This window comes from Membranihabitans marinus (assembly GCF_019802045.1).
Classification (GTDB): domain Bacteria; phylum Bacteroidota; class Bacteroidia; order Chitinophagales; family Saprospiraceae; genus Membranihabitans; species Membranihabitans marinus_A.
On sequence record NZ_JAHVHU010000011.1, the window covers coordinates 191764 to 209130 of the forward strand.

Annotated in this window: 20 protein-coding genes; 15 read left to right on the forward strand and 5 right to left on the reverse strand. The window is 43.2% G+C overall.

The features are described 5' to 3' along the window. The first annotated feature begins 2 nt into the window (after window positions 1–2). The 14 genes from KUV50_RS13085 to KUV50_RS13150 all read left to right on the forward strand — a co-directional run bounded on the left by KUV50_RS13085 (window position 3) and on the right by KUV50_RS13150 (window position 12064). A complete protein-coding gene (locus KUV50_RS13085) occupies window positions 3–1823 on the forward strand; it encodes an FAD/NAD(P)-binding protein (RefSeq protein WP_222580611.1) in 1821 nt (606 codons plus the stop codon). Then, the gene (locus KUV50_RS13090) at window positions 1771–3258 is read left to right on the forward strand and encodes an alanine racemase (protein WP_222580612.1); all 1488 of its coding nucleotides are present in this window, start codon (window positions 1771–1773) and stop codon (window positions 3256–3258) included. Before KUV50_RS13085 ends, KUV50_RS13090 begins: the two co-directional genes overlap by 53 nt. Window positions 3259–3612: 354 nt before the next feature. After that, a complete protein-coding gene (locus KUV50_RS13095) occupies window positions 3613–5778 on the forward strand; it encodes a catalase (RefSeq protein WP_261395192.1) in 2166 nt (721 codons plus the stop codon). 326 nt (window positions 5779–6104) lie between these two features. After that, window positions 6105–6665 carry a DUF421 domain-containing protein gene (locus tag KUV50_RS13100; protein ID WP_222580613.1) on the forward strand — a complete coding sequence of 187 codons (561 nt, stop codon included), beginning with the start codon at window positions 6105–6107 and terminating at the stop codon, window positions 6663–6665. Window positions 6666–6890: 225 nt separating this feature from the next. Then, window positions 6891–7211 (forward strand): ferritin-like domain-containing protein, encoded by a 321-nt coding sequence (locus KUV50_RS13105; RefSeq protein WP_261395193.1) that lies wholly within the window; start codon window positions 6891–6893, stop codon window positions 7209–7211. Further along, window positions 7192–7422, forward strand: a complete 231-nt coding sequence (locus tag KUV50_RS13110) for a hypothetical protein (protein WP_222580614.1) — start codon at window positions 7192–7194, stop codon at window positions 7420–7422. The genes KUV50_RS13105 and KUV50_RS13110 overlap by 20 nt, the downstream gene beginning before the upstream one ends. Window positions 7423–7435: 13 nt before the next feature. After that, window positions 7436–7984, forward strand: coding sequence for a hypothetical protein (locus tag KUV50_RS13115; protein ID WP_222580615.1), 549 nt, complete (start codon window positions 7436–7438; stop codon window positions 7982–7984). A gap of 184 nt (window positions 7985–8168) precedes the next feature. Beyond that, on the forward strand, window positions 8169–8447 hold the full coding sequence (locus KUV50_RS13120; RefSeq protein ID WP_222580616.1) for a flavodoxin family protein: 279 nt from the start codon (window positions 8169–8171) through the stop codon (window positions 8445–8447). A gap of 2 nt (window positions 8448–8449) precedes the next feature. Beyond that, window positions 8450–8881, forward strand: coding sequence for a transporter substrate-binding domain-containing protein (locus KUV50_RS13125; protein WP_222580617.1), 432 nt, complete (start codon window positions 8450–8452; stop codon window positions 8879–8881). Then, entirely contained in the window at window positions 8878–9861 is a 984-nt protein-coding gene (locus KUV50_RS13130; protein ID WP_222580618.1) for a cation diffusion facilitator family transporter, read from the forward strand. The genes KUV50_RS13125 and KUV50_RS13130 overlap by 4 nt, the downstream gene beginning before the upstream one ends. A gap of 249 nt (window positions 9862–10110) precedes the next feature. Continuing rightward, window positions 10111–10593, forward strand: coding sequence for a ferritin-like domain-containing protein (locus KUV50_RS13135; RefSeq protein ID WP_222580619.1), 483 nt, complete (start codon window positions 10111–10113; stop codon window positions 10591–10593). Window positions 10594–10898: 305 nt separating this feature from the next. Beyond that, window positions 10899–11258, forward strand: a complete 360-nt coding sequence (locus KUV50_RS13140) for a PRC-barrel domain-containing protein (RefSeq protein WP_261395194.1) — start codon at window positions 10899–10901, stop codon at window positions 11256–11258. 229 nt (window positions 11259–11487) lie between these two features. Next, on the forward strand, window positions 11488–11841 hold the full coding sequence (locus tag KUV50_RS13145) for a hypothetical protein (RefSeq protein WP_222580620.1): 354 nt from the start codon (window positions 11488–11490) through the stop codon (window positions 11839–11841). Continuing rightward, window positions 11822–12064, forward strand: a complete 243-nt coding sequence (locus tag KUV50_RS13150; protein WP_315899977.1) for an alpha amylase C-terminal domain-containing protein — start codon at window positions 11822–11824, stop codon at window positions 12062–12064. The genes KUV50_RS13145 and KUV50_RS13150 overlap by 20 nt, the downstream gene beginning before the upstream one ends. Window positions 12065–12087: 23 nt before the next feature. On the opposite strand, the gene KUV50_RS13155 is transcribed toward KUV50_RS13150, so the two are convergent. From KUV50_RS13155 to KUV50_RS13175, 5 genes are all read right to left on the reverse strand, one after another. After that, window positions 12088–12429: an SPW repeat protein gene (locus tag KUV50_RS13155; RefSeq protein WP_222580622.1), complete on the reverse strand. Its 342-nt coding sequence runs from the start codon at window positions 12427–12429 to the stop codon at window positions 12088–12090. Next, entirely contained in the window at window positions 12426–12995 is a 570-nt protein-coding gene (locus KUV50_RS13160; protein WP_222580623.1) for a vitamin K epoxide reductase family protein, read from the reverse strand. Before KUV50_RS13160 ends, KUV50_RS13155 begins: the two co-directional genes overlap by 4 nt. Before the next feature lie 2 nt (window positions 12996–12997). Next, window positions 12998–14071 (reverse strand): NAD-dependent epimerase/dehydratase family protein, encoded by a 1074-nt coding sequence (locus KUV50_RS13165; protein ID WP_222580624.1) that lies wholly within the window; start codon window positions 14069–14071, stop codon window positions 12998–13000. 79 nt (window positions 14072–14150) lie between these two features. Further along, window positions 14151–15134, reverse strand: a complete 984-nt coding sequence (locus tag KUV50_RS13170) for a DNA topoisomerase IB (protein ID WP_222580625.1) — start codon at window positions 15132–15134, stop codon at window positions 14151–14153. A gap of 110 nt (window positions 15135–15244) precedes the next feature. Beyond that, entirely contained in the window at window positions 15245–15799 is a 555-nt protein-coding gene (locus KUV50_RS13175) for a DUF421 domain-containing protein (protein ID WP_222580626.1), read from the reverse strand. A gap of 731 nt (window positions 15800–16530) precedes the next feature. Between KUV50_RS13175 and KUV50_RS13180 the strand changes: the two genes are divergently transcribed. After that, window positions 16531–17367: IS110 family transposase (locus KUV50_RS13180; RefSeq protein ID WP_222580627.1), on the forward strand; the 837-nt coding region annotated here is incomplete at its 3' end.

The following is a 17367-nucleotide window of genomic DNA, read 5'->3' on the forward strand; positions in this document are numbered from 1 at the left end:
ACATGAAAGGAATTCGGGCATATCAGATTGCCATTATTGGCATGGGACCCAAGGGATTGTATTGTCTGGAACGACTCCTGGCTCAGATCAGTCATGCCAATCTGCATGATCCGATCACAATTCATTTATTTAATAAAACACCCTTCTTCGGAGCCGGGGATATCTACCGACCCGATCAACCTGATTATCTTTTGATGAATTTCACCAATAGGAATATCGACCTAAGACCGAATGCGCCTCCGACCTCCACCGTACACATACAGCCGTACACGGAATGGCTCCAACATCATCGGATCGATAACCGTAGCAAAGCAGATGATTTTTCCAGTCGGGCCACAGTTGGAAAGTACTACATCGATCATTTAAATAAATTGCTCAGAAACCGACCGGACCATCTGACCATCCAAAAGCACGTGGGTGAGGTCATTGACATTATTGCCCGGGAACAACACTATACCCTGCTTTATCAGCGTGGACGAAAGGAAATATTCACCTTACCCCGCCCCATCCATCAAATCATGTTAACTACAGGTCACGGTGGAAATATGCCACAACCTACTAAATGGTCGGATCATGGTTCCTTTATACCGCAGGTATATCCTGTGGATGAAAAGCTCGGTGGCATTCCCCCCGGATCCAAAATAGGGATTAAAGGACTGGGGCTGACTTTCATTGATACCGTGCTGGCACTCACAGAAGGACGTGGCGGAACCTTTCATCGACAGGTAAATAAGATGAAATATGTACCCTCCGGCCAGGAACCGCGCTTGATCTTTCCTTTTTCCCGGTCCGGATTACCCATGATTCCCAAAAAGGGAACCGATCCAAACCCCGAACTTCGATACTTCACCCGAGAAAAAATTCGTCCATTCAAAGACCCTGTAACGGATCGGTACCCCTTTGAAAAAAAAATCTTGCCTCTTATTCATGCTGAAATCGAATTCCAATATTACTGGAAGTTATTTCAAGATCATGGATTAACGCTCAGGTATGAGGATAGCTTTGATATCGTCAAAGAACAAACTAGTGCATTTCACAAAAGCCATCCTGCCATTCGCCCGTTTTCATTTGAGGATCTGTACCATCCCATTGCCGAACCGCACGACCACCGCGCAGTCGAACAACACATCAGTGAGCTCATTGACCACGCTTCGATATCAGGTCCATGGTCTACTGCAGCTGCAGTATGGCGGTCCATCAGTCCTGTGTTCAGTGACATATACAGGTTCGGCGGTCTGGATGCCTCCGGACACCGGGCGTTTGACCAAAAGTTCTTCGGCGTTTTTAATCGAGTGAGCTATGGTCCTCCATTGGAAAATATGCGAAAAATACTAGCTCTGACTCATGCCGGTTATCTTAATTTTTCGTTTGCAAAATCCCCCACCGTTCATCCTGCTCCCAACGGTCGTTTTGAATTGCGAAAAACACTGAATACGTCTTCCATGCAAGTCGATCTGGATGTTCTGATTGATGCCCGAATTCCAAAGACGAACCTTGATTCAGGTTCTGTTCTATGGCAAAACTTATTAAAAAGAAAACTCATATCACCCTATCAAAACAATGATGCACATGCCTCGTATAGCCCAGGGTGTACCGCGCTGACCCGGCAGGGAAATCCGGTCACGCCAAGCCAGGAAGTAGTCCCTACTTTGACGCTTTATGGAACGCCCACAGAGGGCATCACTTTTGACAATGATACACTGTCACGAACCCGCAATAACATGGCAGACCAATGGTCAAATAATATTATTCATGACATAAAAAGTTACTATGCAACATACAGATCGGAAATTGAATCAGATGACCTGTCGAAAAGGGAATAAATACCAGGGCCTAACGCCAAAAACCCACCCTTGGATGGCTTCGTTGATGGCGCAAGGCAACTTATTAAAGGAGTTGATTACGATGCATGGCTCGCCAGTAAATATTTTGCACATGGATCCTTTTGAAGAGAACATTGCTGCATACAGAAAACTATTCCGTTCTTTTAATCTAAAACATAAAATCTACTTTGCCAGAAAAGCGAATAAATGTAAATCTTTTGTAAGACAAGCGATCCGATCAGGCATTGGAATTGACACAGCCAGCGAACGTGAACTGGCGGAAGCATTGGACCTGGGGATGCACGGACAGGATCTGGTGCTCACGTCAGCGATAAAAACACGCACTCAAATCGAACTGGCGATAAAAAATAAGGTGACCATCATCCTGGATAACGTCGACGAATGTCATTTGGTGAATTCGATAGCGCGTGAATTCAATCATCGGGTTGACGTCGGAGTACGAGTCAGTGGCTTCCAGGTTAATGGTGAGAAGTTATACAGCCGGTTTGGTTTTGACATCGACCGGGTTTCTCCCTTTATTTTAAAAAATATAGGCGAAAACAAAACCTATGATCGGCTGGACCTGACCGGGCTACATTTTCATCTCAACGGATATTCTATCGAAGAACGGATCGCAGCACTGGACCAATGCCTTGAATTAGCGAAACAATACAAATCAGCCGGTTATTCCATTCAGTTTATCGATATGGGCGGCGGCATCTTAGTGAATTATCTCCAGTCCCGGGAAGAATGGGAATCATTCCAACTTCGATTGAAAGAAAGTCTAATGAAAAAGGCACCCCCTGTTACTTTTCAAAATAATGGGTTGGGCTACCGGGTCCTCGACGGAAAAATAACGGGATCGCTGGATACCTATCCTTATTATAATGAGATCCATGGGGCCGCATTTTTAAAGAAAATTATCATGTCTCGGGGATCACATGGGAAGATTTTAGCCGATGAACTAAAAAAAGAAAACATTCAACTGAGGATTGAACCCGGCCGATCGTTGATCGATCAATCCGGAATCACGGTAGCCCGGGTCGTTCACAGAAAGCAAGACGCCGTGGGTGACTGGCTGGTGGGTCTTGAAATGAATATGAGTCAAATGATGAGCTCCAGTGCTGATTTTTTGCTGGATCCCTTCATTATATACCAAAACAGGGCGACGAATCAAAAAAATACGGCCGTCTACTTTACGGGCGCATACTGCTTGGAACGAGACCTTCTATTAAAAAGGAAAATCGCGCTTCCTGCTTTACCAGAAATCGGCGATCTGGTTGTCTTTGTAAATACAGCCGGGTATATGATGCACTTTTTCGAAACCGAAGCACATCGGTTTGCTCTCGCCAAAAATCTGGTCGCTTCCTCCCGTATAATAACTTTGACAACGAATGATTTTATGATCGATGACCAGGCTTCGTATCATGGTTAATTGGCTTATCGTGAAAACTGTTTTTGATTTACCTGCCTGACGATGTGTATGCTTCTTATGATGGAAAGACCGGTGCAGATGTGAGTAAATTAAGTCCTGGCACGACGGGACCATACCCAGTCCTACCAGGAATTAAATCAAAGTCATGAAATTGCCGGATTGGGCAGGTGTGGTATCGATAAATTACTAACAGACGAAACAATTCCTTTAATTCAGGTCGACCATTTCATATTTATTTGAAATTAAAATCCTGAATACCATCAATAAAAGGCTCATTTGAGTTATTCATACAACAATAATAATTATACATTGGGTGTTATCAAATACATATGGCAGAATCAACATAACCTAATTATGGAAAATAAAAAAACTAAAAAGAAATCGGATTCTTCAAAAAGGAAAAACCAATCCACCAAAAAGCAGGACCAACTGGAAGGGTACATGGTAGAAAGTGCAGGAGAAGAACTGACCAGCAGGCAGGGTTTAAAAATCAATGACACCAACAATTCCCTGAAAACGGGCGTCCGAGGAGCTACCTTATTAGAAGATTTTATCTTAAGAGAAAAACTACACAGTTTTGATCACGAACGCATTCCCGAACGGATCGTTCATGCCCGGGGTAGCGGGGCCCACGGCTACTTCGAATTGTATGAAAGCCTTGCTGAATATACCAAAGCAGGATTATTCACAGATACTTCGAGAAAAACACCCGTATTTGTCCGATTCTCTACTGTCGCCGGTTCCAAAGGTTCCACTGATCTGGCCCGGGATGTCCGGGGATTTGCCGTAAAATTTTACACGGACGAAGGCACCTGGGATTTGGTCGGCAACAATATGCCCATATTTTTCATTCAGGATGCCATGAAGTTCCCGGACCTGGTACATTCTGTCAAACCAGAACCCCACCGGGAGATACCACAGGCCGCTTCAGCACATGATACCTTCTATGACTTTGTATCGTTGACGACGGAAACACTCCACAATCAGATCTGGTTGATGAGCGACCGCGCTATTCCGCGTAGTCTGCGGATGATGGAAGGGTTTGGGATTCACACTTTTCGACTGATCAATGAAGAAGGGCAGGCGCACTTTGTAAAGTTTCATTGGAAGCCCACACTGGGTGTCCATTCGGTCACCTGGGATGAAGCGGTGAAAATCAGTGGGGCCGATTCCGACTTTCATAGACGTGATTTGTGGGATGCCATCGAAGCGGGTCAATATCCCGAATGGGAATTGGGACTCCAAATTGTTCCCGAAGCGGACGAACACAAGTACGATTTTGACCTTTTGGATCCGACCAAATTAATTCCTGAAGAAATGGTACCGGTGAAAATAGTGGGCAAAATGACATTGAATAAAAATCCGGAAAATTTCTTTGCCGAAACGGAACAGGTCGCTTTCTTGCCAGACAATATTGTTCCGGGTATCGATTTCACCAACGATCCGCTCCTTCAAGGAAGACTATTTACCTACCGGGATACCCAGCTTTCACGTCTGGGAAGTCCCAATTTTCATCAGATCCCCATTAATAAACCGGTACCACCCACCTACAATAATCAACGGGACGGACACATGCAGACTGAAATCCCCAAAGGTCAGACAGCCTATTTCCCGAATACTTTAGGCGGTGGCTGCCCGTATCAGGCCAAATTAAGTGAAGGCGGTTTTGAGGCGTATGAAGAACGGATCGATGCCAAAAAAATTCGGGCGAGAAGTGAGAGCTTCAGAGATCATTTTTCGCAGCCTGCCTTGTTCTACAGAAGTTTGACTGACTGGGAAAAGAATCATGTTATCGAGGCGTACGCCTTTGAATTGGGTAAGTGCACGCACCAACACATTCAAAAGCGTATGCTTTGGCTGATCGATCAAATCGATGAAAACCTGTCAAAACAAGTGGCACAAAAACTAGGTCTTGATATACCTGATGACATAGAGCGGCCGATCAATCAAGCCATCGGAGCGGATAGCAATGTAGAAGATCATCAACCGGGAAAGAAAAAAATCTACCTGGATGAATCCCCAGCCCTCAGTCAGGGGAATACGGTATTTAATACCATTGCCACACGACAAATCGCTGTCCTGGCCGCTGATGGATTCAGCAGAGAAGATTTCAATGCCATGAAAGAAGCTCTGGAAGAGGAAAATGCTGTCGTTCGTGTTATTGCACCGCATGGAGGACAAATCCAATGCGATGAAGGGGTGAATCAAGAAATAGATGCATCCATCATGACTACGGAAAGTGTATTGTATGATGCTGTCTATATTCCAGGCGGAGCGGCTTCCATTGAAGCTCTGCTTAACAAAGCAAAATTTTTAAAATTTATTAATGAGGCTATAAAACATTGCAAAGCCATTGCAGCAGATGGCGCCGGTGAACAGTTGCTGGAAAACAGCCATTTTAATAATTATAAAGCAGACGGGGCCATTTTTGTCAATGAAAAACCACAAGCTTTCATAAAAGCTATAGCCAAACACCGGCATTGGGACCGGTCGGAAAAAGTGGAGGGAATTCCGGTTTGAGATTTATCACCCATGCATCGATTTATAAATTTACGACGGTATTAGTGATTTGGTGTACTAATGCTGCAAGTCAGAAGTTGTAGACAATATATGAAGCGCTTTCATCCACAACAAGTTGGCTTGCGTGCTTAGCGCTCCAAATGCAGACTCTAAGCAGACCTGCAGCGCAGGTCCAAGTATATTAGCAACGGTTATTGTCAAAAGTATCGACCTCAGAAAGACCGTAATGTTTCCTTAGACATCGCGACTTCTCCGAAGTCGAAGAATAGCTTGGCTTTACGTTAAATCATTTGCGATCACCTACAAAACGATTCGAATAATAGATCATGGAACATATTTTCATTGACGAATGGAGCAGATTATTGGAAATTTTAATCATCACCCCGCTGCTTTATGCGGTTATCATTCTTTATATCCGGATTTTCGGAAAAAGGACGACCTCTCAAATGAACAGTTTTGACTGGATTGTCACGGTCGCCTTGGGTTCACTTGTAGCGACGACCGTTATTGATAAAAAAACTTCACTTCTTTCGGGCGAGTTGGCCATATTTTGTCTCATGTTTCTTCAATATCTGCTCACCAAAACAATGCTCCATTCAAAAACCGTGAAGAATGTAATCCGTTCCTCACCACGAATATTGGTTTTTGAGGGAAAGTTTCTGACGGATAACATGGTCACAGAACGCATAGCAGAAGAAGAGGTTTATTCTGCCATCCGCGAGAAAGGGTTATCCAATCGCCAGGAAGTGTATGCGCTGGTGCTGGAATCGGATGGTCAGTTTAGTGTCATAAAAAAATCAAAATTCAATGACCCATTTTCTTTGACAGGGGTTCAGGGGCTACCTGCGCAATTGGATAAAACACTGCATCCCGAAAAATTTTTGTAAGAGCGAACCATGACGTAGCTGGGTTTCAAAACCCGGTATTTTTTAAACTAAAACAACACATACTAGGCAGAGAACCAACCATTAATGTTATCAACAGTACTATTAATAGATTACTCACAACTTCAGAATTTATTCGTCATTGAACGGGTTGTACAGTATATTTAGGATAACCGCAAAAAAACCTTTCAGGACCATCTGGGAGAAACGAAAGAGCACAAAGCTCGGTTGGAAGAAATTTGTGAATCCCTTGATATTGATCCCGAAGGTGAAAAGTGTAAAGCCATGGAGGGGTTAATCAAGGAAGCAGAAAGTTTTCTGAAGGAAGATGCCGAAGACGATATCAGAGATGCCGGAATTATTGCAAACGCACAACGTATGGAGCACTATGAAATCTCTGGGTACGGGACTGCTACCCGATTTGCCAAGGAATTGGGGCATTCGGAAATCGCTAAAAAATTGCACAAAACCTTTAAGGAAGAAGAAGACGCAGATGAAAAATTAAACAAATTAGCGGAAAACCGGATAAATGAAAAAGCCAAATCATAGCGGGACTAAGATCCCATTCATTAAAAAACCACATCGATTACTTCGACATGTGTCATCAGCGCGAAAAAGAGATTTGGAAAATCTTGTTCACGCCGATCAGCAGTACAAGACCAAGACGGTCCGGTACAGTCCGGGTCGACCTTTGAGCCCAACAAGAAAGCCACAAAAGGAGGTGGATCCCGCGCTGTTGATACACTCACCGAAAAAGTAGCTTAAAGCTGTCTATGACATCATTTGTTAGAGAAAATAAACACGCTATTTACGGTGGCATTATAGCTACCCTTTTTTCGGGGTTGGGCGTTTTCTTGTTGGGCAATGTTTCGGGGTATGAAGCCAAACAATTATTGACTTCCTCCCTGCGGGGAATTGACATGTTGTGCAATACCATAATTCTGGCTTCTGCGACGATATTGACTTTGTTGCTGACACTGTTGAGCATTAGTTCCGGGACCAAATCCAAAATCAAGCAAGAACATTACAGCATGGTCAAAAATATAGCTAAACTGGACACCATACTGTTTATAACCGGACTAATCTTGTTTCAACTGTTTAATATTCCGATTACAGAAACGGACACCGTCCCCACCGGGTGGTTTGAAACCATCTATTGGGCTGTTCTGATTTCGACATCTATTTTAAGCGGGACGATGATCGTGGTCATTTTGATGCTGTACAATACGGTCACCAATATTATTCACATTGTAGGGATAGGTAAAGACCATCAATTGATTTTGGACGATAAAAGCAGGGATACCGATGAGGAAAACGAATAGCCCGATCGGTTTCTGGTGACTTCCATGATGGCAAAACTCAGCAATAGCATCTTTTACTTATGATTTGGCGCACTGGCCCCTAGATCTGGATGGCATAGTGTTCAGCGAAAAGCGAATATAAATTCGGTGGCTATCAATTATTTAATTTACAGTTTCTAATTATTCAAGTAAAATCACAACAATCATGGATCTTCACGCCTTATTTCTTAATTGTAAACTCAAATATTCCCCGGAAAAATCCAACACCCGGGCATTTATTGAACAATCGGAAAAAATATTCCACGACCTGCAGGTATCGACAGAAGTTATCCGGGTCAATGATTATTACATTAAATGGGGCACTTCCTGCCAGGAAGGGGATGATGATGAATGGCCTGAGATTCTGCAAAAAATTAAGCAAGCCGATATTTTTATTTTAGCCAGTCCGGTGTGGCGCGGAGACCGAAGTAAAAACAATAAATAATCATGATGTGGAGACACTTGATACCAGGAGTAATATGTATCAGTCTGACAGCGTGCACTATTCCTCAGGATAGTTCTTATTCGTGGCAAAAAGCGACTGTGGAAGAACTTTCCATTGGCGTTATTGACAATCCCCCCTTTGCGTACAAGAGCAACAGTAAGTGGGAAGGAATTGAAATTGACCTTATCAAAAAATTTGCTGCGATGTATGGATTGGACGTTTCATTTACGCAAGCCAATGAAACGCAATTATTCAAAGATTTGAAAAATTATAAATATCAAATCGTACTTGGCGGGATTGAAGAACAATCCATTTGGAAGAAAGAAGTTGCCCTGACCCTGGCCTACGATTCTGTTCATGTGATGGCCATTCCAAAAGGGGAAAACGAGTTATTGTTTCATCTGGAAAACTATCTGCATATCCAGCTAAAATGAAAAATTTAACATCATTTGAATACCCGGATCAATTACAAAAGGAGCTTCGTAAAGCAAAAAAACTGGAATGGATTACCTTGGTCTATCTTATTTCAGTTGTTGTGTTGATGTATTTGGTCATGGGAAGCTCCCAGGCCATGAAAACGGCGTGGTTAGAGGATGCGCTAAGCACATTGCCTGCCATCAGTTTTCTTATTGCCTACCGCTTTTATAATAAAAAACCCAATAAAGACTTTCCATATGGCTATCACCGCATCTATGGAATTGCTTTTCTCACAGGTTCGCTGGCACTTTTTCTCATGGGAAGCTATTTACTCATTGATTCTTCTATGGCCCTTATCAAGGCTGAGAAGCCATCCATTGGATCTATTTTCATCCTTGGACACCAGGTATGGATGGGTTGGATGATGATCGGGGTCTTGCTCTATAGCTCTCTTCCGGCCATGTGGCTTGGATACAGAAAACTACCCCTAGCGAAGAAACTACACAATAAAATACTATTTACAGATGCTCAGGCACAAAAAGCAGATTGGACCACGGGTTTTGCAGCCATATTGGGTATTCTGGGCGTCGGGTTAGGATTTTGGTGGGCGGATGCATTGGCCGCAGTAATTATTTCCTTTTCCGTGTTGAAAGACGGGTTTAGTAACCTAAAGGATGCTGTCCTGGAGCTCATGGACCGTCATCCGGTAACCCTGGAAGATAAGACGAAAGACGACCTGGTCAATGAGGTGGCACAATTGGTGAATACGTGGGATTGGGTTGAAAAAGCTGGGGTCCGATTCCGGGAACATGGCATGGTCTATTTTGGTGAGATATACATTATACCGCACCAAAGTAAAAAGACGGACTTTGAAAAAGCTCGCAATCAACTAAAAAATTACCATTGGAAAATACATGAAGTTACCCTGATGGAGGTCCGTGAAATTCCTGATTACTTGGTCACCGCTCCGAATGGCGGCAGCCGTCGGAATAACTAAATTAATATGAACTTGAAAACTATCGCAATACCATCAAAGGAAACAATAAAAAAGACATCGATGGCATTTAATTTATTATATATTACCAGACATATTAAATATCAATATCATGAAAAAGCTAATTCGAACGATTACCTACCTACAAATTGGTTACTACATATTTCGATGGGTTAAAAAAATGACCTCTAAAAATAATAAACCACGTATAGATAGCGCCTAAATATATTTTACAAACTAAATTAATAATCAATGAAAAATTTACAAGCTCTTTTCGAGCATCAATTGAAAGATTTATACAGTGCAGAGGATCAACTGATTCAAGCATTGCCTAAAATAGCCAAAAAGGCAAAAAGTAAAAAGCTCAAAAAGGTCATCCAGGATCATTTGAAGGAAACCAAAGAACATAAAAAACGACTTAAGAACATCACCGGTGGTCTTAATATTGATCCGGATGGAGAAACCTGCAAAGCTATGGAAGGATTAATCAGTGAAGCGGAATCCTTTCTAGGAGAAGATGCAGACGACGATGTGCAGGATGCCGGAATCATTGCTGAAATTCAACGCATGGAACATTATGAAATATCCGGCTATGGCACCGCTGCACAATACGCCAGAGAATTGGAACATCTCGATGTTGCCCGCCTGTTATACAAGACTCTGGACGAAGAATATGAAGCAGATAAAAAATTAAATGACCTGGCTGAAGACCGGATAAATGCCCGTGCACAATAAATACGTCCTTCTGTTTTCTAACGGTATCTGCGTTATCAGGTCGGCCCCTGACCGGCGGATATTCACGGGCCAGTAGGCACCGCTAATGTCCACATCGACTGTTTGCACCGGTTGAATTAACACTATTGTCATTTAAATTAATACTATCACATATTTAAGCAATAACGATATTCATCATTGCAATTCCAATAAAGACTATATACTTTACCATTTATATTAGTGGTTGTAATGATTTAATTACTTAAAATACTTTTGGTTCTTCGTTTTAGTAACCACGAGTATTAAACCAAACAAAAACTTTAAAAATGAGCAATTACGGAATGTTATCAGCTACGAGTATCAACGGAACCGATGTGAAGAATCACCAGAACGAAAGCCTTGGTGATGTTAAAGATCTCATGATTAACACGTCGACAGGCGAAGTAGAATACGCCGTTCTGTCATTTGGCGGATTCCTGGGAATCGGTGATAAATATTTTGCAGTTCCCTTTAAATCGTTTCAAATCGACCGGGCGAACAAGCAATTCATGCTGGATGTAGACCGCGAATTTTTAGAAAACAGTCCCGGATTTGATAAGGATAACTGGCCGGGAACCGCGGATAACTACTTCAGCGAAGTAACCAGTTACTACGATGCCAACTACGAAGGCGAGTACCGGTATTAGAAAAAAGACCTTTTCAGTAATCCAGAGAGATCCCTTCAGTCATCCGGCAGAAGGGATCTTTTTTTTGTCTTTCTTCAGTAAATTCACTCTTTTGGTAAGTGCTGTTGGCAATAACCAGGTGTGAGTATTCCAAAAAAATATTTAGGTGTTCTAACCAAGTTTATCCAAGATCACCGATATACTATAGAAATAAGTTATATTGTAAAAGCTATTGTTTACATCGTGAAATATGAGTACAAAACTTAAAAATGCCCCCGACGGCACTCGGCAGGGCGCTTGGGAAGTAGAATCCGAATTGGTGCGGTTTGCACTCTGGGCCCCGAATATAAAAATGGTGTCAGTCGTCGGGGATTTTAATGGATGGGAGCCCACGGCACACCTCCTGGCTGTGGATGAAGGAGATCTCTGGTGGTGTGAAATAGGATTGTCCGCCGGAGAATACGAATATATGTACGTGATCAACGAAGATCAATTCATTGGTGATCCGTATGCCCGCGAAGTAAACTGGACGGCTCATATGGCTTCGGCGGGAAGAAAAAGCCTTGCAATCTGGAAGTGTGGAAGTGCTCCATGTGAATCCTGACAAAAATCTATTCTTTTTCCGCCGTTTTGCAGAGGAGGATCCCGGTGAGATTTTGGTCCTGCTCAATTTTTCCAATTCGGAACAGGCCTTTGAATTTGAGTTAGCCCGGGCAGGTCGATACCACGCCGTTTTGACCGATGAAGATTGGGATCTGGAGGAAGGGAGTTATTCTAGTACGATCCCTGGTTCTACAGCACGGGTATTAAAACGAATTGGTGAATAAGTGGCTGGATTATCATATTCATCTTATTTCCACAAGACACGCCAGCCGCCACCGTATTTTCCGGTGGATTTTCTTTGGACAGACGCGAAGACCAAAACCAATACACCGCATAGCATATCACTAACAATCGCCAAGCTATAATCATAACTCAGGATCCACGGTGCCAGCAGTAGCCACCCCCCCAAAGGGTAATTCCACAAACGGACATTTCTCGTGGCATCCCAGCAAGCGATGGTGGCGAAAGTAGCGATCACCGGACCCACAATGTGGCCATTGTGAGCGGCTGCAGTCTCATAACTGAGTATGCCCGGCGCAGCCATTAACCAGATTCCGATCATAATATTTAGTATTCGTGCCCACATCATTCGTTCATTTTATCGATTTCTGAATCAATGCCCCAAAATACTTTCCAGGTCGACACCTTTTCATGGTCTTTTGCGCGCTTCAAAAATTGGAGACTCGCTAACATTTCATCCATGGCCGGACCAATCATCAACACGGATATTACCGCCGATCCCAGGCACAGGGTGCACCAGGCTGAAAATAACACGGGCTGAAAAACAACCAACATCAGACTAACAAAGCCCAACGGACCGACCGCCAAACCAAAAATGATCACAATCCAGGGCATTCTTTTCCACCGATTCGTTCGACCAATCACCCCGGTCACCGCATCCACCAAATATCCAAATGCACCCAAAGCAGCATCGGGTACCGGTAAGATGTGCGATATCTTGGAATTTAAAATCGTCTCGCTCCCATCGCCAAAAAACGGTTCCCAAACCTGGTCGATGACATCAAGCTGGTACAAGGACAGGTAGGTGGCGATAGCAAATCCCACAAGCGCCAGTAAGACAATAGGAATACGTTGCGACCATGCTGCCGGGTTGTATTCCCATCCGGGTGGAATATAGGAGGATGCTTCGGTCATAATTATTCCAGGTTATTTTCTTTGTACCATTTTTCCGGGTCGTCCTTCAAATGGCTGATCATAGTTGGCAAGGTATCCATCAAAGCATGTTTTGGTTTCCATCCCAACATTTTTTCAGCACGGTTGATATCGTATTCATAGTGATCATCAGCGCGGTCAATCATCCAAGGCTTGATAAAAGGATCACCGAACAAATCCCGCATCCAGGCTCCGGCTTTGGCCAGGCCTTCGGGCATCTCATACGTTTTCCATTTTTTCCCATGGATCAATTTCCCGATCTTATCCTGGAGTTCCTGATAAGAAGGGGTCACCGGCTCACCGATATTGATGGGCGTTTCATCAGGAATAGCTTCTCGTCGTTCTATGGTTCTGATGATAGCATCCAGGACATCATCGAGATGGACAAAAACACTTCCATGATTCAGATCGCCCGAATAAAAGTGACTGATGAGGTCCTCTTCGTAGATGCGTTTGATTTGCTGGCTCAAAGGAATGGAATGACACCAGTCGGTATATACGCCGGCCACCCGGAGAAAAACAGCTGGAATGGCCTGGTTGTATTTCCGGATAAACTCCTCTGTGTGTAGCTTGGACCGGGGATACGCCCAGTGTGGTTCCACAGGACAATCTTCATGAACTTTCGTTCCAGGATCCTGTGGCTTATACAGCAAGTTGGTGCTGGAATAAATAAACTGTTCCACTTCAAAATCCTGAAGTTGCCGGAGAAGTTTATGGGTTCCCTTTTCATTGATCTCCTCGTAACCGGGGCTTTCTTTGGTGTTAAAACTATAGTACGCAGCCAAATGAACCACCGAGCTGATCTTGCTGCCGTACCCGTATCTGATCCGTTCCATGGCACTGTCGATCGCTTCTTCATCGGTGATATCAAAGTTGACACATTCCGCCTCCTTGGGCGGGTAAGGAGGTCCCACCCGGTCAAGACCAACGACCCGATAATTTTCCGCCAACCGCTTGATGAGCCCATACCCGATCCGCCCACTGCTTCCCGTGACTACTATAAGCTCTTTGTCTGTGCTTCGTGCACCCTTCGGCGGATGCGGTATGATTTCATCCATGTTTTTAATTTATTTTCAATCCTCATAAGATAATAAAACGCGGGGACATTTAAAACAAATCGACTCCTAACATCATCAATTAGTTCAATTCTGATTTTAACATATGCAGTACACAGCGCTCTTCCCGGGACAAATGCTCCGGGGAATCCAGGATTTGCTCAATTTGAGTCGAAAAATAACCAATGGTTTTTCCGTCCATATAATGATCTACGATCCGTGGATCGATGTATGCACTACGTGCCACAGCAGGCGTGTTGCCCAGTCGTTCTGACACTTTGACTACAGCTTCCCGGACTTTTTTGTCGAGTGCTTTTTGGTCTTCCTTATCTTCGACACCCAGCTCATCCAGGGCCATGGCGGCGATCAAAGTTCCCGCCCAGGTCCGGAAATCTTTCGCAGAGAATTCCTCCCCCATGATCTCGTGGATATAATTATTCAGATCATCGCTGTCCACTTCATGTTTATCTCCATTTTCATCGAGGTATTTGAAGATCCGGTATCCGGGTATTTCATCGAGTTCCTGCACGATCCGAACCAGTTTGCGATCGCGGATCCGATGTTCCTGGTCTTTTCCTGACTTGCCTTTGTATGAAAAAATAATTTCATTTTTATCAATTTCCAGATGTTTGCTTCGCAGCGTGGTCAATCCATAACTTTCGTTTTCTTCTGTGTACCTGGGATTTCCAGGCCGGAAATACGCCTCATCCATCAGCCGAACCATCGCTGCTAGCACTTTTTCGCGGGTCATTTTCCGCTTTCGCAAATGCTGACCGGTTACACGCCGCATGGTTTCAAGACGCTCACCGAATTCCGTTATTCTGTCAAATTTCTTTTGATTCTGTTTCTCCACATAGTCCGGGTGGTAGATATATTGCTTCCGGCCATCACCGTCCCGCCCCGTCACCAGCAGATCAGCTGACTTCTTTTCGCTGATTTCTACTTCGGTCCACGCCGGTGGGATCACCAGAGATTTGAACCATTCTTTCAAATTATCATCCCGAATGGTCTTCCCATTTTCATCGACATACCTGAATCCCCTTCCGTGTTTTTTCCGATGGTACATAGTGTGGGCAAATTAATTGATTTCAAAATACAGGAATAAAAAAATAACAAGAAATGATAACACATTTGAACCAAGTACGGCTACGCCCCTGTTCACCACTGCATCCCTCGTCAGTCTGCGTCATTGAATGTGGCGTATTCGGGAATTCCTACGACATCCTGGAGTAATTTTTTGTTTACTGTGGTATCTTCGGAGGAATGCAGTACTGACATGTCCCCGGTCGATTCCAGTACGACGGCCATCACTTCATGCATATGGATGACATTGGCCTCACGCAATTTGGCGATGAGGTCATCTTCGCCCACATTGGTTTTATCCAGATTTTCATAAAGGATTTCTCCCTGATACATCAGCATCATGGGATCGTTGGTAAGCAGATCCTGCATGGATTGGGACGTTCGCACGACATAAGAAAAGATCGTCTGGAAAGCAACGATCCCACCCAGTGCAACCGCTCCTTTCAGGATGGATTGATCGGTATTCATCACCACAGCGGCCAGTATCGATCCAATAGCAATGGTGGATGCAAAATCAAAGCTCGACATTTTGGCAAAAGTCCGCAAACCTGATATCCGGGTAATCAGAATGATGATACTGAATATTAGAATAACGGTCACCAAAACTTTTCCTAAGATGGGCAATGCAGCATAGATCCAGTTCTCCATAGCTAAATCTTTTTTGTTTGAAAATAGAATTCCCTGCTTTTGGTGAATATACCATTCGTGCCATATTCTGCTAATGATATCCCCACAAATGAGGACACATTTCAAAATATTTACTGCGAAATTCAATGTTCAGTCTGCCGCGTCTGTCTGTCAGAACGATGAAACCCAGTATATATCACTTTGCTTATTGGCTGAACAAGCTGTATGAAAAAGGCGGAATTATTGATTTTGTATGAGTCTCCAAATGTAACTACACAGCCATCGGTATAATCGCCTCGTTTTGCCCCAACCCTAAAGGGAGCCGAGTCGATTTTCAGTCTTTTCCCTCTTGGGGAAGGGCAAAAAAGAGCAAAATAAATTGTCATTACCAAGTGACTGTGTATTTACCTCCAAACACTGACCGGTTTTTATTGCACAGATTTCATGTGTTTTATATATTACACAAGTTACTATATAATTAATAAATCCAAAACGCTCGTATGTTTACCCCAAGTTGAAAAAGAGCTAATATAATGTTAGATTCTGATTTTTATAAACAGGAAAGAAAGCATGGGATTAGCAACAAGACGAAGATAGCAATTTATGCATATCGCCTGACAGATTTTGCACCCATGCCTTTCTTCTCTTCTCAGAGCTTGAATAGTATCAAAGGAATAGACCAAGTCGTCTATATCTAGCATTTTTACGAGTCAAAGTGTAGAAGAGAATCTCTTTCCATAAAAAATTCAATTATGTCAAAGTTAATTATTGGTCTTGACATCGCCAAAGAAGATTTTAAAGCATGTATTCAATCAGAGGAACCAAACCGTGAAATTAAGATTAAGGGAAGCCGGACTTTCAAAAACACTTCTGCAGGGTATTCTGAGCTTCTGGAATGGACCCACAAGCGTATTAAGCCTTATTATGATTCTATTCTTTTTGTGATGGAAGCTACCGGTGTTTACTATGAAGATCTGGCGTACTATCTATTTGATAATGATCATCAGGTCAGTGTCTTGTTACCAAACAAGGTAAAGCACTTTACCAAGAGTCTGAATATAGTAACTAAAACAGACAAAATAGATGCCCGAATTATCGCTCAGATTGGAATAGAACGAAAACTGAAACGCTGGGAGCCTATGTGCCCCGAATACAAGGATCTCAAAGCATTGAACAGGAAAAGGCTCTCTCTGGACAAAGAGAAGAAACGAGCTAAGAACCAGTTACATGCTATGAATCATGCGCATAAGACATCTGAATCTGTGATTGATATAACAAAAAAACAAATCGAGTTTTATCAACATCAGATCCAGGTCCTGGAAGACCAGATAGAATCTGTAGTAAAGTCAAATCCGGAGCTTGATGAAAGGATTAACAAAGTAGCTACTCTAAAGGGAGTAGGTCGTACATCAATCATCACAATTCTTTGCGAAACCAATGGATTTAGCATGGTTCGAAACATCAGACAATTGGTCAGTTATGCTGGCTTGGATATCGTGTTTAATGAATCCGGAAAATTCAAAGGAAAAACAAGAATTTCCAAACGAGGAAATAACAGAATAAGAGAATGTCTCTACATGCCGGCACTG

What these genes read in the sequence shown, in the direction of transcription:
- KUV50_RS13085 (WP_222580611.1), top strand. Translation starts at nt 3, where the DNA reads ATGAAAGGAATTCGGGCATATCAGATTGCCATTATTGGCATGGGACCC.
- KUV50_RS13090 (WP_222580612.1), top strand. Translation starts at nt 1,771, where the DNA reads ATGCAACATACAGATCGGAAATTGAATCAGATGACCTGTCGAAAAGGG.
- KUV50_RS13095 (WP_261395192.1), top strand. Translation starts at nt 3,613, where the DNA reads ATGGAAAATAAAAAAACTAAAAAGAAATCGGATTCTTCAAAAAGGAAA.
- KUV50_RS13100 (WP_222580613.1), top strand. Translation starts at nt 6,105, where the DNA reads ATGGAACATATTTTCATTGACGAATGGAGCAGATTATTGGAAATTTTA.
- KUV50_RS13110 (WP_222580614.1), top strand. Translation starts at nt 7,192, where the DNA reads ATGAAAAAGCCAAATCATAGCGGGACTAAGATCCCATTCATTAAAAAA.
- KUV50_RS13115 (WP_222580615.1), top strand. Translation starts at nt 7,436, where the DNA reads ATGACATCATTTGTTAGAGAAAATAAACACGCTATTTACGGTGGCATT.
- KUV50_RS13120 (WP_222580616.1), top strand. Translation starts at nt 8,169, where the DNA reads ATGGATCTTCACGCCTTATTTCTTAATTGTAAACTCAAATATTCCCCG.
- KUV50_RS13125 (WP_222580617.1), top strand. Translation starts at nt 8,450, where the DNA reads ATGATGTGGAGACACTTGATACCAGGAGTAATATGTATCAGTCTGACA.
- KUV50_RS13130 (WP_222580618.1), top strand. Translation starts at nt 8,878, where the DNA reads ATGAAAAATTTAACATCATTTGAATACCCGGATCAATTACAAAAGGAG.
- KUV50_RS13135 (WP_222580619.1), top strand. Translation starts at nt 10,111, where the DNA reads ATGAAAAATTTACAAGCTCTTTTCGAGCATCAATTGAAAGATTTATAC.
- KUV50_RS13140 (WP_261395194.1), top strand. Translation starts at nt 10,899, where the DNA reads ATGAGCAATTACGGAATGTTATCAGCTACGAGTATCAACGGAACCGAT.
- KUV50_RS13145 (WP_222580620.1), top strand. Translation starts at nt 11,488, where the DNA reads ATGAGTACAAAACTTAAAAATGCCCCCGACGGCACTCGGCAGGGCGCT.
- KUV50_RS13155 (WP_222580622.1), bottom strand. Translation starts at nt 12,429, where the DNA reads ATGATGTGGGCACGAATACTAAATATTATGATCGGAATCTGGTTAATG.
- KUV50_RS13160 (WP_222580623.1), bottom strand. Translation starts at nt 12,995, where the DNA reads ATGACCGAAGCATCCTCCTATATTCCACCCGGATGGGAATACAACCCG.
- KUV50_RS13165 (WP_222580624.1), bottom strand. Translation starts at nt 14,071, where the DNA reads ATGGATGAAATCATACCGCATCCGCCGAAGGGTGCACGAAGCACAGAC.
- KUV50_RS13170 (WP_222580625.1), bottom strand. Translation starts at nt 15,134, where the DNA reads ATGTACCATCGGAAAAAACACGGAAGGGGATTCAGGTATGTCGATGAA.
- KUV50_RS13175 (WP_222580626.1), bottom strand. Translation starts at nt 15,799, where the DNA reads ATGGAGAACTGGATCTATGCTGCATTGCCCATCTTAGGAAAAGTTTTG.